We start from the raw sequence: 15300 nt of genomic DNA, 5'->3' as shown, positions 1-15300 counted from the left end.
AGCTGCAGTAGCAACATTGGGCAATAGAGGAAGGAGCCAGATTAAAGCAAAAACCTATATTCTGATTACTCCGAACGCAACAATAACGCACGGAAAGCCATCAAAACTTCACATTCTATAGTTCTGCATCAACTATCAGCACCCAGTCGCGCCCGCCTGCAGGAGGTGTAAAGGTGCTGTTCTCAGTGTGGTTACTTACCAAAGCCTTCGTTTTTCTGCCATTCGCAGGGTTGAACCACCAGGCCTTTTTACGGTTCCCTTTTAGTAAAGCCATATTTAAAGTTACGGGAGTAGCTTCAGGAAGGTGTATAAATGCATAGCTGCCCTCGTAGTCGCGGGTGGCAGTAATGTAATTGGTCCAGTCATTGCCATTGTTCACTACAAGTAACGGGTCCGGTATGCGGGAGAAGTAAGGTCGGCTCATCATCAGCTCTTTCAGGAAACGCACCTGGAATGCACCTGGCGAACGGAGTGCTTTTCTCCAGCCAATGATCGTGTCGCCTATATTAACCGGTTTGTACCGCGAAGTATCTAAGAATTGCCAAATCTGGTGATGACCGTAAGTAACTCCGCAAGCGCCGGCAAATACACTCCGGTACATCCTCACCCGAACATCGTAATCGGAAAAATAGCCCCTGGCCCGTGTCCATTTTCCGTCCCAGGGATTTACCGGGTGATCTTCATAACATGGTTCCAGATCGGCAGTTGGTTTGGTGGGTTTTGTGGCAAGGTCGCGGGCTATGAACTCCCAGATCTTTGTTTCGCGTGAGCCGTGGCCCGACTGCATCGTGTTCATTTCTATCCAGTCTTCGTTGGCCAGTTGTTGTGAGGTGGTTTGCGTTATATCCCCCGAAATGTGGTAGGTCATAAAGTGGCGGTTGCCATTTTCTGCCTCGCGTATACCGGCGGCCATCGCCCTCCAAATTGGGCGGTCGTCATATTTTTTGTTGTCCTTGCCAGTATAAATAGCGGGCCGGTCGCCACCCAGCACCCAAATAATGTTACGATACTTTCCGAATCGCTTTGCCAGCATCTGGCCATAAGGACCTGCATTTTCGGCCGTGAATATAATCGGCCCCACACCCCACAGGTGTGCTACTTTGTCGCCCCATGTGGGTAGCAGTGCGATGTAAAGGCCTTTTTTCGCCGCAAGTTGTATCGTATAGTCGATATGGTCCCAGTAATCGTATTGCGCCTGGTCGGTAGGGTTATTGCCATGCGTGGTGTCCCACTCCAGCGGGTTGTCTGATTTAAAAGGTTTGTCGCCATGGCGGTTGGGTTGTCGCAGGCCATCCTCTTCGGCCAGGACTACGCACTGCAGGATGTTGAATCCTTGCTGACTACGGGTGGTGATCACTGTTGCTATTTCCTCGCGGTCGAGGCGGTGGAACAATTCCCAGTCAGTGTCCGCCAGCCAGAAGAAAGGCTGGCCTTTCTCTGTTTGCAGGTATCGCTTGCCCTCATGCACATTTATTTGTGCCGTAGCAGGTAAGGTGAGGAAAATGAGGATAAGGGATGTGAGAAGTCGCCCTCGAAGGATCGTTATAGCGCTTTGCATGTACGTGGTAGTTGATGTGCGACGATAAGATAGGGAGAAATGAGGAAACATATTGAAAATGTAAATTCTCCGCAACTCAGGCCCAAAACCGTAAATCCGGTTGGGGATATGGCTAGGGGATTTCAGGATGTATGGGAATTGGGAAATGTAACTATTTTGATCTCTTTTAAGAGAACATGTTTCTATAGCGACCCACCCGGTTTTGCCGGATTATGTTCCTGTATAATATTTTTCTTTATTGTTAAGTAATAACACCATTACTTTGCAAACTATTATTTTATCGTATCCAGGCATATTATCAAAACTGATCCAATGACAACGCTCAAAATAGGTTTGTTTGGCGTAGGGCACTTAGGCAAAATTCATCTTTCGCAACTTTCCACGATGTTAAATGTGGAAGTGGCGGGCTTCTATGACCCCAGCGATGCTAACGCCGCAGGTGTGCATGAACTTTATCCAACCCTGCGCAGGTATGAGAGTGCAGAAGAGCTGATTATGGCTGTAGATGCAATTGACATTGTAGCTCCTACCACCCTCCACTTTGAGCTGTGCCAACTCGCTATCCGCAACGGCAAACATGTGTTTGTTGAAAAGCCGATGACCAACACCATTGACGAAGGTAAAACCCTCGTGAAGTTGGTGGAAGAAGCCAATATCAAATTCCAGGTAGGGCACGTGGAGCGGTTTAATCCCGCCTTCCTTGCGCTGAAAGAGTACGACCTTAAACCGATGTTCATTGAAGTACACCGTTTGGCCGAGTTCAATCCCCGTGGTACCGATGTGAGTGTAATCCTCGACCTGATGATCCACGATATCGATATCGTACTGAGTATCGTTAAATCGTCGATCAGCCGCATTTCTGCAAGCGGAGTAGCGGTAATGAGCGATACGCCTGACATCGCCAACGTTCGTATCGAGTTTCACAATGGCTGCGTAGCCAATCTGACCTCCAGCCGCATTTCTCTTAAAAAAATGCGCAAAATGCGTCTTTTCCAGAAAGATGCGTACATCGGTATCGACTTCCTGGACAAGAAAACAGAGATCATTAAACTGAAAACGCCCGCAGACGAAGGTTTGTTTACCCTCGATATCGCTACCAACGACGGCCCCAAAACGATCGCTATACAGAACCCTGAAATTAAGCAGGTAAACGCGATAAGGATGGAACTGGAGCTTTTTCGGGATAGTATACTACTGCAGAAGCCAGTTCCGGTAAACGTTATCGACGGTTTCCAGGCGTTGGAAGTTGCTCACCAGATTTTACAGAAGATCGGGAAAGGACAGACTGAAAACTAGTTCTTCCTGTTAAATAAAAGGAAGCGGCGGCCCTTGGGTATGCCGTTTCTTTCGTTTTGCAGATATCTCATTTCAGCCTGGCGACGATACTAAAAACTTCCAGGTTGGGTCAAAAAGGGCATTATTCCCCAGCTATTCCCCCGCGTAAATATGCGTCCGCTACAAATCCCCATGCTCCATGAAGCTATAATATCCCTCATCCGAAAGTATGATATGATCCAGTAAATCTATCTCAAGAAGTTCCCCGGCAGCTTTTATTTTACGGGTAACTACCAGGTCCGACTGGCTAGGAGTAAGGTTGCCGGACGGGTGATTGTGCCCCAGCATGATTTTGCCGGCCTTGTATAGAAGGGCCTGCCCAAAAATCACTTTGGGATCTACTATAGCGCTGGTTGTACCGCCGTGACTGATGCAGGCGTGATGTAAAAGTTTATTGCTGCGACTCAGAAACAGTACATACAAGTGTTCAGTATGCCGGTCGCCAATAAGTGGCCGTAGAATTTTTACGGCATCTTTGCTACAGGTAAGTGCCCGCGTTTCTTCGCCTTGTTCGCCCGCCCGCCGCCGGCCCAGCTCGAGGGCGGCAGCAATCGTAACAGCCTTGGCATCTCCGATGCCTTTCACATCTTTTAGGGACTGAACATCGCGTTTGCCTAGTTCATGAAGGCTGTTCTTTGCCTGTAATAGTAACTCCCGTCCTGTATCTACTGCAGATTTCTGTGCCGATCCTGTGCCAAGCAAAATAGCAAGCAGTTCGGCATCGCTAAGCACCTGTGGCCCCTGTGTAAGCAGCTTTTCCCGTGGCCGGTCGTTCGGTGCCCAGTCTTTGATGGGTGCGGTTTGGCCTTGATTCCTTTGTTCTTTCAGGTTAACATTCATCTTCTCCAAATTTCCACGAATATACAATTTGCTAATAAATTTAGCAATTCTTCTCTTTCTTATCTCCCTTTATTTAGTATTCAAAAAAAAAATGGGCGAGATGGCCTGAAAAGTCATAATTTCGCAACTTCTTTTCCATTATGAATCCATCTGTCAAAATCTTCACAGGAAACAGCAATCCGGCTCTGGCCGCGAAGATTGCCGCCAGGTACGGTAACGGTCTTGGTAAAGTTAACATCCAGAAATTCAGCGACGGTGAATTTCAGCCGGTTTTCCTCGAAAGTATTCGTGGAGACTATGTTTTTCTTGTTCAGAGCACAAACGCTCCCACAGATAACCTGATGGAGCTGCTCATGATGATAGATGCTGCGAAGCGTGCTTCTGCGGGCTATATCACTGCCGTAATTCCCTATTTTGGGTTTGCCCGGCAAGACAGGAAGGATAAACCGCGTGTAGCAATTGGCTCTAAGTTAGTAGCCAACCTGCTTACGACCGCTGGAGCTAACAGGGTGATTACCATGGACTTGCATGCTCCGCAAATCCAGGGTTTCTTCGATATCCCGGTAGATCACCTGGATAGTTCGGCGATTTTTATCCCCTACATAGAGAATCTGAAGCTGGAAAATCTTACCTTTGCGTCCCCCGACGTGGGTAGTACCAATAGGGTTAGGGAGGTAGCGTCCTACTTTAACGCCGAAATGGTAATCTGCGACAAACACCGTAAGAGGGCGAATGAAATCGCTTCCATGGTGGTTATAGGGGATGTTACAGGCAAAGATATTGTGTTAATAGACGATATCATAGATACAGCAGGTACGCTTACAAAATCAGCAGCATTGCTGATGGAGAAAGGAGCAAGAAGCATCAGGGCTTTCTGTACGCACCCGGTATTAAGTGGTAAAGCTTACGAAAATATCGAAAATTCTGTGCTGGACGAGCTGGTGGTATGTGATACCATCGCGTTGAAACAGGAGTGCGCTAAGATCAAACAGATCAGTGTTGCCGAACTTTTCGCAGTAGCCATCCGCAACATGCACGAAAACAGATCGATCACCAGCCTGTTCGTTCACAGTCAGCGGAAAGGTTGATCATCAACAACGGATTTATTTTAAAACATAAATGTTTAAACAATGAAAACAATAACCATCGAAGGAACTCTCAGGAGCGAATACGGCAAAAAAGCCACCCGCGCGATTCGTTCTGAGGGACAAGTGCCTTGTGTTATTTACGGGGGTGCAGAAACCGTGAGCGTTGCAGCTCCGGCGACCGCTTTCAAACCACTCGTTTACACCGCTGATTTCCAGATCGCTGAAATCAAAGTTGACGGCAAAACTTACAAGTGTATCCTGAAGGATATGCAGTTTGATACCGTTACCGACGAGCTGACACACATCGACTTCCTGGAACTCATCGAAGGCAAAGCTATTGTAGCTACCCTGCCGCTGAAATTCGTAGGTCAGTCTCCAGGTGTTAAAGCTGGTGGTAAACTGGTTACTAAAATGGCTGCTGTGAAAGTGAAAACTACGCCTCAGTACCTCCGCGAAAACATCGAAGTTAGCATCGATAACCTCGAACTGAACGCCAACATCCGTGTTGAAGATATCAAACTCGAGAACGTGGAAATCCTCAACTCTCCCCGTATCCCTGTAGCTTCTGTGGTGATGACCCGTCAGCTGCGTCAGGAAGAAGCGGCTGCTGATAAGGATACCAAGAAAAAATAAATTGATAAAATATTTATATTTTAAGCCCGGCTATATTGTTCGCCGGGCTTTTTATTTTTGATAGCAGATTACGAAGACCTGTTTATGAAGTATTTAATTGTTGGATTAGGAAACATTGGCATGGAGTATGCGAACACTCGTCACAATATCGGTTTCGATGTGGTAGATGCATTCGCCCGTAAGCACAGCGTTTCTTTTAATCTGGACAGGCTTGCCGATATCGCTGAATGTAAATGGAAAGGCAAAACGTTTTTGCTTATTAAGCCTACCACCTACATGAACTTAAGCGGGAAAGCAGTTAAATACTGGATGGACAAGGAGAAGATTCCTGTAGAGAACATTTTTGTGATTGTGGACGATCTGGCCCTGCCCCTCGAAGCAATACGTATTCGCCCCGGTGGTAGCGACGCCGGACACAATGGCCTCAAAAGTATTCAGGAAGTATTGGGCACCAATCAATACCCCAGGCTGAGGTTTGGTATCGGCAATAATTATCCCAAAGGACGCCAGGTAGATTTTGTGTTGGGAAAGTGGAAAAATGATGAAATGCCACTCGTTTTACAGAAAATAGATAAGAGCTGCGAAATCATTGAGAGCTTTGCAGCCCTTGGAACACAACGAACTATGAATAATTACAATAACCTCACTTTTTGATTCGTGAGGAAATTGTATATTTCATGCTTAAAGGTTCCCCCAACCTTAACCACTATAGACCATGATAGATGTTTCATTGACAGTATAATGATCCGGTCCGCGCTTTTGAGCGAGGGTGGGTTTTAGCGCACAGAATGGTACATTAAAGATGGACTATGGATTTAACCATAGGCTTTATTAACCTTACAAAATACGCATTATGAAAATTATCTGCGTTGGAAGAAACTATGCCAAACATGCAGAAGAATTAAAGAACGAAGTGCCATCCGAGCCCGTGATTTTCATGAAACCCAAGAATGCTTTATTGCAAAATAACCATCCATTTTACTATCCGGAGTTTACGGACAATCTTCATTTTGAATGCGAACTGGTTTTACGCGTTTCCAAAAATGGGAAGCATATCCAGGAAAAATTCGCATCCCGGTATTATGATGCTATATCTGTAGGTATTGATTTCACAGCCCGCGATTTGCAGGAAAAACAAAAAGCAAAGGGGCTCCCCTGGGAAATTGCCAAAGCCTTCGACAACTCGGCGGTAGTAGGTAAATTTATTCCATTAGAGCAAACCACTGAAAAGAATGATATCAATTTCTGCCTTTACAAAAACAAGGAAATTGCACAACAAGGAAATACGAAAGATCTCCTTTTCTCATTCGATCAACTGGTAGCTTACATTTCAAGGTTCTTTACACTCAACATTGGAGATCTCATTTTTACTGGTACGCCCGAAGGTGTTGGACCAGTACAAATAGGCGATAAACTTGAGGCTTTTATCGAAAACGACAGCTTGCTGGAATTTATGATCAAATAGCATCATGTAGAAAGGGAGAGAAGAACATGCACAATGCTCTCTCCCTTTTTATCGTTTTACTCAGGTCGGAACATTTGCATAAATAGCATCCAGTATCCTGGTTAGTTCTTTATAATCATCCTCAGTAAGATCTTTCCATCCAATTTTACGCATATCCAGTACAATTGGCCTCACGTCCTTGTATTTGCTCACCCCGGCTTCTGTGAGCGTAAGAAACACCTTCCTTCGGTCTTCCTTCGATACTTCTCTCTCCACTAACTCCTTTTTTACAAGCAGTTCAATGATCCGCGATACCGTGGTAATATCCTTCGCCGCTTCGCGCGCAAGCTCATTGTGCGTAATTCGTTTAAACTTATAAATGTTTTCCAGCAGCAGCCATTGGTCTACCGTGATGTCCTTTTTCTGATCATCGAAGGTTTTCTGCCAATAGTTACGCAGCTTTTTCAGGGTCGCATCCAGCTTAAAAAAAGATGGATTACTGACAAAAGTATCGGGCATATTGCTTATGTTTGTAGTAGCAATAGTTGCTAAGACAACTATTTTTTTGTTACTGATTCCACCAAAACAGTCTTACAGTGATTAAAGATAGTATAAGCACTCCAACTTTGAAAGCGGCGCATCGCCGCCACGACCGCGAGAAGGCTTTATTACTTCGCGCTTACCGGCTTATGTGCATGGCTTCGGCTATGACAGAAAAGTATGAGGCCAACCGCACTATTTGTAAATACGTTCATTCTACCTCCCGCGGCCACGAAGCTATCCAGATAGCGGTCGGGCTTTTAATGAAACCCTGCGATTATGTTAGTCCATATTACCGCGACGATAGTATGATGCTGGCTATGGGATTTACCCCTTACGAACTCATGCTGCAACTACTCGCCAAAAAAGACGATCCGTTCAGCGCCGGCCGTTCGTATTATTGCCATCCGTCGAGTCGGCAGGCTGATAAACCGCAGATCCCACACCAGAGCAGTGCTACAGGAATGCAGGTAATTCCCGCTACGGGTATGGCACAGGGGGTCCAATATTTGGAAAATAGTGGGTTGATGGTGGGAGAAGAGCGGCCTGTGGTATTATGTTCCTTAGGAGACGGCAGCGTTACAGAAGGAGAGGTGAGCGAAGCGTGGCAGTTCGCCGTATTGAAGCAATTGCCTGTTATCTACCTGGTGCAGGATAATGACTGGGGGATTTCTGTAACCGGAGCGGAAGCCCGCGCGATGGACGCATATGAATACGCAGCAGGTTTCAAAGGAATGGAAAGGTTAAGGGTAGATGGCAGCGATTTCGAAGAAAGCTACCACGCCATGCAAACCGCCATCGAATATGTTCGTGCCGAGCGAAAACCGATACTCGTGCATGCAAAAGTGCCATTACTTGGCCACCATACTTCAGGCGTTCGTAAAGAATGGTACAGAAGCCCCGACAACCTTGCCTCACACGCCCAAAATGACCCTTTCCGCCGGCTTTATCACCGTTTGCTGGAAAAGGATGTACAGGAAAGTGTACTGGCCGATATTCAGGCAGAAACAGTTAAATATATTGCGTCTCAATTTGAAATGGCCCGCCTCGCCGACGATCCGGACGTAGGTACGGTGCGTGATCATGTATTTGCTCCAACACCTGTAACAGCCGAAAAAGGAGTTCGTAAGCCAGCAGGGGCAGCGAAAGTGGTGATGGTGGATGCGGCACTTCACGCAGTAGAAGAAATTATGCAACAGTATCCGGAGGCTATCTTGTACGGACAGGATGTGGGCGCACGTTTAGGAGGCGTATTCAGGGAAGCTGCTACGCTTGGCGACAAATTCGGCGCGCAGCGCGTGTACAACACCGCCATCCAGGAAGCATATATTATAGGCAGTACCGTAGGACTATCCGCAGTAGGGGCGAAGCCGATCGTAGAGGTACAGTTCGCAGATTACATCTATCCGGGTTTTAACCAGTTGGTGTGCGAAGTGTCCAAATCCTGTTACCTCACCGCCGGCAAGTTTCCCGTGCAAACCCTTATCCGCGTGCCCATTGGTGCCTACGGCGGCGGTGGCCCTTATCACTCAGGTTGCGTGGAAACAACGCTGCTGAGCATCAAAGGTATCAAAGTCGTTTATCCTTCCAACGCGGCCGATATGAAAGGTCTCATGAAAGCCGCCTTCCTCGATCCCAACCCTGTGATCATGCTGGAGCATAAGGGTCTTTATTGGAGCAAAGTCCCCGGCACCCAGGACGCTATGACAATAGAGCCGGATGCAGACTATATAATTCCTCTTGGGAAAGGAAACGTGGTATTAGCAGCTTCGCCCGCGGAAATGCAGAATGGAAATTCAATGTGCATCATTACTTACGGCATGGGTGTGTATTGGGCCAAAGCCGCCGCCGCCCATTTTCCCGGCAGTATAGAAATAGTGGATCTCCGAACACTGTTCCCACTAGACGAAGCGCTGGTATTTGAAACCGTGAAGAAACATGGGAAATGCCTGGTACTTACAGAAGAGCAACTCAACAACTCATTCGCTCAATCCCTGGCCGCCCGCATCCAGCAAATCTGTTTCCGCCAACTGGACGCACCCGTTTACACCTTCGGCGCGCAGGATTTACCGGCAGTACCACTAAATATGGAGCTCGAAAAACAGATGTTACCCAACGCCGAAAAGGTAACAGCATTGATCCGTGAGATACTGAATTATTAACTTTTCAAAAATCTCTTTTGATTTATAAATTTTTGCCTTTATCTTTGCACTCCCTTAAGGGGAAATGGCGAGGTAGCTCAGGTGGTTAGAGCGTTGGATTCATAACCCAAAGGTCTCGGGTTCAACTCCCGATCTCGCTACACGGTAAAAGGCTTTCAGATATTCTGGAAGCCTTTTGTTTTTGAATGCAATGTAAAAAAAGCTACAGAACGGATCCCATCTACATCTTAATCATCGAGCCAGATCCGCTATCATCTTTGCCAAAACTAAATCCGCCGGCGCAACATACTCTTCTCCCAGGAATGTTTTAAGAATTTCTATATCCCCCTGTAAATCATTGTTGAAAGCATCCAACTCCTCAGCCGGTACCCATAATTCATTGTGAATATCGCCACCTACGTTCTGCACTTCATATTTCTGGTATAATGACTCGCTGATGATGAAACGTGTGATGATACCACAATAGCCGGAGCCGCTATCTTTCGTATTCCATTCAAAGGCAATTTGCTCAGCATATTGTTGATTTAATACCGGGTAAAAGATCGGTTGCCAGGATAGCCTTGGAGGGAAGGCTTTAAATTTAGCATTCGCAATTAGTAAAAACTCTTGTAATCCTATGGGGCGGTATAAGGTGACTGTTTTCATAATAGATAATCTAAATGTACAAAGGATATCAATAAGTACAGCATAAGCTAACCTCATCCCACTCCTCCATCACAACGTAACAATACCATGCTTCACCGCATAAAGTGCCAGCGTTACTCTGTTTTTCACATGCAGGCGCTTAAACAAATCCTCTCTGTAACCGTCAATTGTTTTAAAGCTTAAGTGCATTTTGTCGGCTATTTGCTGATAGGTCATGTCTGTGGTAGCAAGCTTTAGGAACTCACGCTCATTTTCAGATAGATATATAGAAGTGCTTTCCGTTTTACCGGATTTACTTAAATTTTGATTTAGTATTTCTGCCGCTACATCTGAATAATAAAACCCATTGTTGGCAATTGCTTCCAACGCCATATGCATATCTTCTACTTCAATATCTTTTGAAAGATAGCCCTTTACGCCAAGCCGGAGCATCCGCAAAATGGATGCTTCGGCCTCCACCATAGAGATTACCAGTACTTTGATGTCGGGGTGGGTGCGTTGTAACCATTCCACCGCCTCAAATCCATCGGCATCGGGCATGTCAATGTCCATCAAAATAATATGGGGAAATGGGGGTTGCATCATTTTTCCTTGGAGGTCGATGCCATTTTCCGCTTCAAATAAAATGTTGTATTTGTTTTTAGTATCTCCCAACATAATTAGTTTGATCAACCCCTTACGAAATAAGTTATGATCATCGACTACTGCAATATTTAGCTTTGTGTTGCCTGTTCTCATAAAATGGATGTTTTTTGTATTTCCGGGTTAGGGGTATCAATGGTCACCAACGTACCTTTTCCTACCTGGCTAAGGATGCTGAATTTTGCATTTATCAGGGAGGCCCGTTTCTGCATATTCAATAAACCTGTACTCTGCTTATCTCCACTTTGATTCAATGCACGTTCTACATTAAAGCCAATTCCATTGTCGGAAATAGTCAATGAAAAGTGATCGTTGGAAAAGGCGAGAGTGGCCGAAACTGCAGAGGCTTTGGAATACTTTACCACATTGTTAAGCACTTCCTGGCAGAGTCGGAAGAGTATTATTTCATGTTCAGCTGATAATCTATATGCGTCGCCGGTAACGATGAAGGTTATCTTGTATTTTTTTGTTTTTGAAAGCCGGTTTAGTTCGTTCTCAAGCGCCTTGCCAACTCCGATATGAATAATATGGTCTGTGTTCAGATTAGCGCTTAATGCCTTCAGATCGCTCATTAATTGCTTGGCCAGCGATTTTGTTTCAATCACGTTCTCTCTTTGGTTATCGGGTATCTGTGGTAATATTTCGGAAAGATTAATATTGATAAGTGAAACGAGATGGCTGAAATTGGCATGCAGTTCCTTCGAAATATGGTCCAGGGTTTGCTCCTGGATCGCGAATTTTGATTCAAACAACGCTTGATTGTAGGCTTCCCGAACTTCCATCAGCTCATGTTGATGTCGAAACCTTTTTCGCTGGTAGAGAAAAAGGAAACATATAATCGCTATACAAAGGGATAATAATGTGAGGGTAGATACGATAATCGTTAGCGCTGTGGAGTCTGTTGTGGGTTGCATATTGAACTAATTAGATAGGAAGAACACATTATGAGATTGAGTGTGTCGTTTATTGGGAGAAAAAGCATAGATAAGTTCGAACTTTTCATGTTAAGAAAGTTAAGCATAATGAGGAACGGCAGCGATGCAACATGGTAAACAAAAGTGCCTAACACCAGCCATACCATAGGTTCTTTGTGCAGTTCAAGTATCTTATCTGCCCCTAATAATTGCCTGAAGTAGCAAAGACACAGAACGATGATCGGAATATGTGCGAAGATCACACTGTAGGTATTGTACTGGTGAGGGCCCTGTATACTGATATAGTTAACAAGGCCGAAAAGTACTATTGGAGGCCCGCCAAGTAATATTACTTTTTTGATCTTTTTAGACTCCATGCTCTGGAAAAAAAGCACCAGTAATATGGCAAGCCTGATAGTAACAAACACGTTGTAAATCCAAAGATTACTCTTTTTATAAGCCGGAATGAACATGTCGTACAGATACCATTTCCATGCAATGGCAAAAACTTCTATTGCAAGTGATACAATGATAAGTATGGCCAAAGTCCGATATTGCTTAGGCCATTTTTGCCGGAACATTTTCAGACAAAAAATGGCGCTAAGCAACAGTGGAAGAAGATATGCATATTCATATCCCAGGAGGTGATGCAGCATCTTCTAATTTACAAAATGTTATTTACTAATTACCTCCGCCATCTCCGCCTTCCCCGTCATCGTCACCATCTCCATCGTCCTCACAGCGGGGTGGACAAGGGGAACCCAAATTGAAGTCCCGGATGTCTGTGGTCGTGCCATCGCCAGGAAATTGAATGATTTCCCTTGGCAAAGATGACCTTTCAGCGAAGTCCGGTTCGTTTTCCAGCACAACAGTGCTATGAATAAGTGTATTCCCAACGGTTTCCGGGCGAGTACTGTTAAATAACAGGCATAATTGTCCGGCAAACTCGTGCCCTTCTTCATACATACCCATTGAGATCCTGACACCATCGCCACCGGCAAATTCGATTTCTTCCAACAGCTTTACAAAATGTTCTTTGGAGTACCAGATCGACCTGGTGTCGGACTTGCCCAGTGCCTGGCTCAACAGTGTGTGCTTTTGATTTTTAAAGCGGGTAATCCTGTCGTTAGACACCTGTTTTCCAACATAGAAAAAGGGAAGGGGCTTGGCTGTTACATAACGTTGCATAATGTAGTTTTTTGTTCAAAGAATGAGGTTTAAATGAATTTAACGAAGCGAAACTATCGATGATTTTGACTACAAAAATCACCTGACTTTGAATACAGGAAAAATCCCCCCTGGCTTAAGGGGAATATCCGGTACGTTTCGAAAAAGGGGATTTTTCCCCCTCTGATACAGGTTTTTTCCTACCTCATACATTCTCACCTTTGTTGCGTAAACAGAAAAACAGGCCCCTCACCTTAAACAGTTTTTAATGAAGAAAGCACTTGTCGTAGGTATTAACGACTATCCAGGAAGCGCCAGGCTTATGGGCTGCGTTAATGACGCAACCCAGGTTGCCGAATTGCTGAACAGTAATGCGGACGGCTCGCCGAATTTCGATGTGATGTTATGCACAGATATTAAATCGAAGGGTTCGTTGCGCTCGCTGATATTGGATGTATTTAAAGCCGAGGACGAGATGAGCCTCTTTTATTTCTCGGGCCATGGTTGTGTAACGGATTCAGGGGGATATATCATGACGCCTGATTTCAATCGGAACGACGAAGGTATTTCAATGGACGATGTCCTAAAAATGGTGAGTTTGTCAAAAGCGCGGCATAAGATCGTGATCCTCGATTGTTGTCATTCAGGCGCAATGGGAACCCCGGCAATATCAGAAAATACGGCGGCTTTTCTGGAAAAAGGAGTGGTGGTATTAGCCTCGAGCAGAATTACTGAATCATCAATAGAGGTAGGCGGGCACGGTGTATTTACCAGTTTATTACTGGAAGCACTTAAGGGCGGGGCGGCCGATATTGCCGGCGATATTAGTGTGGGCAGTATTTATAGTTATATAGAGAAGGCGTTGGGTAGTTGGGCGCAACGCCCGGTTTTTAAATCGAATATTGTAAGATCGGTTTGCCTGCGTAAAGTAACGCCTGTTGTGCCTTTGCCGGAACTGCGTAAGCTGATCTCTGTTTTCCCCAAGGTGGAATCGGAGTTTCCTTTAGATCCCAGCTATGAATACACGACCGAACAACCCAACGAAATAAACATCAATACTTTCAAGTTGCTCCGGCGTTTGCAGCTTATAGGCCTGGTAGAACCTGTCGGAGAGGAGTATATGTATTGGGCTGCGATGAAAAACAAAAGTTGCCGGTTAACACCGCTTGGTATCTATTATTGGAAACTCCTTAGTAATAACAGGATCTAGTCTTCCCCAAAAAACACCTAATGATAGCACGCTATTATAAGTACGATGTTGCGATCTCTGTTGCGGAGGAGGATTTGCACGTTGCAGAACAAATAGCCACGGAGCTTAAGAAACGCAATATCCGTTACTATTATTATAAAGAAAGGGCGGCAGAAAGTTGGGGACAACATATTATCAGTCTCACAAATGATGCCTATGGAAAGCGGTCCAGGTTTGTGTTATTGATTACCAGCGGGGTGTTTGTGCAAAAGTACTGGTCGAACATCGAACGACAGGTGGCTATTGCGAAACCGGTACGGAACAGGCAACATATTTTGCAGCTACGCCTCGATAGTACCCCTGTCGATGGTATCTCCAAACACCTGGTATCTGTAAACTGGGATAATAACCCGGCGGAAATAGCCGATATGCTTGCGCGAAAAATCATTCCTCAAAAGAAAGCGGAACGAAGATCTGTTTGGGCAATGCTGTCGGTAGCATTAATAGCGGGCCTCATTGCATCTTTCTTTTGGAGGGATACGCAAACAGATATTACCCCGGCTCGCCGGCTGGAACAGGTATTAATTGTGATGCCTGCAACGGACAGTTCCGGCATCGATTCTTTCTACATCAGCAATACTGAGGTAACAGTTGCTCAATTCAGGGCTTTTTGTGATAACCAGAAAATTACATTCCCGCCGCAACCGTATTCCTCCCGCGAAGGCGGACCTGTGAGAAATGTAACATGGTATGAGGCGGATGCTTTCTGCAAATGGTCGGGTGGCCGATTACCTTCAGAACATGAATGGGAGTATGCGGCCACAGGGGGAGGCAACACAAATTACAGTGGGGGCAATAACGCATCTAAAGTCGCTGTTTATAACCGAAAAAAGCCCGATAACGTTGCACGGAAATCAGCAAACCAATTCGGTTTGTATGATATGACGGGCAATGTTGGAGAGTGGTGCGAAGACTGGTATGGGGGAACAATAACCTATAAAGTGGTGAGAGGTGGCGCATATACCAGCACGGTTAAGCCGGTAAACGGACTTGATGTTAAATTTCGCGGTAAGCAGGAGCCAGATAGCAGATCGGAGAGTACAGGTTTCCGTGTGGTATGGAAAAGTAAAAATTAACCTTCAA

General features: G+C 45.5%; 16 protein-coding genes and 1 tRNA gene. 9 read left to right on the top strand and 8 right to left on the bottom strand.

What is annotated here, in order from left to right:
* Window positions 1-115 precede the first annotated feature (115 nt).
* Window positions 116-1558 (bottom strand): glycoside hydrolase family 140 protein, encoded by a 1443-nt coding sequence (locus QZT80_RS06095; protein WP_295119142.1) that lies wholly within the window; start codon window positions 1556-1558, stop codon window positions 116-118.
* Between the two features lie 312 nt (window positions 1559-1870).
* Between QZT80_RS06095 and QZT80_RS06090 the strand changes: the two genes are divergently transcribed.
* Complete coding sequence (locus QZT80_RS06090; RefSeq protein ID WP_295119141.1) at window positions 1871-2854, top strand: Gfo/Idh/MocA family oxidoreductase; 984 nt, start codon at window positions 1871-1873, stop codon at window positions 2852-2854.
* A 159-nt stretch (window positions 2855-3013) separates the two neighbouring features.
* Here QZT80_RS06090 and radC read toward each other — a convergent pair whose 3' ends face one another.
* Complete coding sequence (gene radC, locus QZT80_RS06085; protein WP_295119139.1) at window positions 3014-3733, bottom strand: DNA repair protein RadC; 720 nt, start codon at window positions 3731-3733, stop codon at window positions 3014-3016.
* Window positions 3734-3873: 140 nt separating this feature from the next.
* Between radC and QZT80_RS06080 the strand changes: the two genes are divergently transcribed.
* From QZT80_RS06080 to QZT80_RS06065, 4 genes are all read left to right on the top strand, one after another.
* A complete protein-coding gene (locus QZT80_RS06080) occupies window positions 3874-4821 on the top strand; it encodes a ribose-phosphate pyrophosphokinase (protein ID WP_295119137.1) in 948 nt (315 codons plus the stop codon).
* Window positions 4822-4863: 42 nt separating this feature from the next.
* Window positions 4864-5454 (top strand): 50S ribosomal protein L25, encoded by a 591-nt coding sequence (locus QZT80_RS06075; protein ID WP_295119134.1) that lies wholly within the window; start codon window positions 4864-4866, stop codon window positions 5452-5454.
* An 84-nt stretch (window positions 5455-5538) separates the two neighbouring features.
* Window positions 5539-6108, top strand: a complete 570-nt coding sequence (pth, locus tag QZT80_RS06070) for an aminoacyl-tRNA hydrolase (RefSeq protein ID WP_295119131.1) — start codon at window positions 5539-5541, stop codon at window positions 6106-6108.
* Between the two features lie 199 nt (window positions 6109-6307).
* Window positions 6308-6919, top strand: coding sequence for a fumarylacetoacetate hydrolase family protein (locus QZT80_RS06065; protein WP_295119128.1), 612 nt, complete (start codon window positions 6308-6310; stop codon window positions 6917-6919).
* A gap of 60 nt (window positions 6920-6979) precedes the next feature.
* Here QZT80_RS06065 and QZT80_RS06060 read toward each other — a convergent pair whose 3' ends face one another.
* The gene (locus QZT80_RS06060; RefSeq protein WP_295119125.1) at window positions 6980-7417 is read right to left on the bottom strand and encodes a MarR family transcriptional regulator; all 438 of its coding nucleotides are present in this window, start codon (window positions 7415-7417) and stop codon (window positions 6980-6982) included.
* A gap of 77 nt (window positions 7418-7494) precedes the next feature.
* Between QZT80_RS06060 and QZT80_RS06055 the strand changes: the two genes are divergently transcribed.
* Window positions 7495-9600 (top strand): thiamine pyrophosphate-dependent enzyme, encoded by a 2106-nt coding sequence (locus tag QZT80_RS06055; protein WP_295119122.1) that lies wholly within the window; start codon window positions 7495-7497, stop codon window positions 9598-9600.
* Between the two features lie 66 nt (window positions 9601-9666).
* A tRNA-Met gene (locus tag QZT80_RS06050) sits at window positions 9667-9740 on the top strand.
* Between the two features lie 91 nt (window positions 9741-9831).
* Here QZT80_RS06050 and QZT80_RS06045 read toward each other — a convergent pair.
* From QZT80_RS06045 to QZT80_RS06025, 5 genes are all read right to left on the bottom strand, one after another.
* Window positions 9832-10245: an ADP-ribosylation/crystallin J1 gene (locus QZT80_RS06045; protein ID WP_295119119.1), complete on the bottom strand. Its 414-nt coding sequence runs from the start codon at window positions 10243-10245 to the stop codon at window positions 9832-9834.
* A gap of 69 nt (window positions 10246-10314) precedes the next feature.
* Window positions 10315-10983 (bottom strand): response regulator transcription factor, encoded by a 669-nt coding sequence (locus QZT80_RS06040; RefSeq protein ID WP_295119117.1) that lies wholly within the window; start codon window positions 10981-10983, stop codon window positions 10315-10317.
* On the bottom strand, window positions 10980-11801 hold the full coding sequence (locus tag QZT80_RS06035) for an ATP-binding protein (RefSeq protein WP_295119114.1): 822 nt from the start codon (window positions 11799-11801) through the stop codon (window positions 10980-10982). Before QZT80_RS06035 ends, QZT80_RS06040 begins: the two co-directional genes overlap by 4 nt.
* Window positions 11771-12346 (bottom strand): hypothetical protein, encoded by a 576-nt coding sequence (locus tag QZT80_RS06030; protein WP_295119112.1) that lies wholly within the window; start codon window positions 12344-12346, stop codon window positions 11771-11773. The genes QZT80_RS06035 and QZT80_RS06030 overlap by 31 nt, the downstream gene beginning before the upstream one ends.
* 136 nt (window positions 12347-12482) lie before the next feature.
* A complete protein-coding gene (locus tag QZT80_RS06025) occupies window positions 12483-12989 on the bottom strand; it encodes a hypothetical protein (RefSeq protein WP_295119109.1) in 507 nt (168 codons plus the stop codon).
* Window positions 12990-13236: 247 nt separating this feature from the next.
* Here QZT80_RS06025 and QZT80_RS06020 point away from each other — a divergent pair, with 247 nt between their 5' ends.
* Complete coding sequence (locus tag QZT80_RS06020; RefSeq protein ID WP_295119106.1) at window positions 13237-14178, top strand: caspase family protein; 942 nt, start codon at window positions 13237-13239, stop codon at window positions 14176-14178.
* 20 nt (window positions 14179-14198) lie between these two features.
* A complete protein-coding gene (locus QZT80_RS06015) occupies window positions 14199-15293 on the top strand; it encodes an SUMF1/EgtB/PvdO family nonheme iron enzyme (RefSeq protein ID WP_295119103.1) in 1095 nt (364 codons plus the stop codon).
* Window positions 15294-15300: the final 7 nt, after the last annotated feature.

It is taken from the genome of uncultured Chitinophaga sp. (genome assembly GCF_902168175.1).
GTDB lineage: Bacteria > Bacteroidota > Bacteroidia > Chitinophagales > Chitinophagaceae > Chitinophaga.
The sequence above is the reverse complement of the archived record's forward strand: the minus strand, read 5'-3'. Positions and strand labels throughout refer to the sequence as shown.

Bases quoted from the DNA above. Each gene is read 5' to 3' on its own strand.
- QZT80_RS06015 (WP_295119103.1), top strand. From the start codon at position 14,199: ATGATAGCACGCTATTATAAGTACGATGTTGCGATCTCTGTTGCGGAG.
- QZT80_RS06035 (WP_295119114.1), bottom strand. From the start codon at position 11,801: ATGCAACCCACAACAGACTCCACAGCGCTAACGATTATCGTATCTACC.
- QZT80_RS06020 (WP_295119106.1), top strand. From the start codon at position 13,237: ATGAAGAAAGCACTTGTCGTAGGTATTAACGACTATCCAGGAAGCGCC.
- QZT80_RS06045 (WP_295119119.1), bottom strand. From the start codon at position 10,245: ATGAAAACAGTCACCTTATACCGCCCCATAGGATTACAAGAGTTTTTA.
- QZT80_RS06080 (WP_295119137.1), top strand. From the start codon at position 3,874: ATGAATCCATCTGTCAAAATCTTCACAGGAAACAGCAATCCGGCTCTG.
- QZT80_RS06065 (WP_295119128.1), top strand. From the start codon at position 6,308: ATGAAAATTATCTGCGTTGGAAGAAACTATGCCAAACATGCAGAAGAA.
- QZT80_RS06095 (WP_295119142.1), bottom strand. From the start codon at position 1,558: ATGCAAAGCGCTATAACGATCCTTCGAGGGCGACTTCTCACATCCCTT.
- pth (WP_295119131.1), top strand. From the start codon at position 5,539: ATGAAGTATTTAATTGTTGGATTAGGAAACATTGGCATGGAGTATGCG.
- QZT80_RS06060 (WP_295119125.1), bottom strand. From the start codon at position 7,417: ATGCCCGATACTTTTGTCAGTAATCCATCTTTTTTTAAGCTGGATGCG.
- QZT80_RS06040 (WP_295119117.1), bottom strand. From the start codon at position 10,983: ATGAGAACAGGCAACACAAAGCTAAATATTGCAGTAGTCGATGATCAT.
- QZT80_RS06075 (WP_295119134.1), top strand. From the start codon at position 4,864: ATGAAAACAATAACCATCGAAGGAACTCTCAGGAGCGAATACGGCAAA.
- radC (WP_295119139.1), bottom strand. From the start codon at position 3,733: ATGAATGTTAACCTGAAAGAACAAAGGAATCAAGGCCAAACCGCACCC.
- QZT80_RS06025 (WP_295119109.1), bottom strand. From the start codon at position 12,989: ATGCAACGTTATGTAACAGCCAAGCCCCTTCCCTTTTTCTATGTTGGA.
- QZT80_RS06090 (WP_295119141.1), top strand. From the start codon at position 1,871: ATGACAACGCTCAAAATAGGTTTGTTTGGCGTAGGGCACTTAGGCAAA.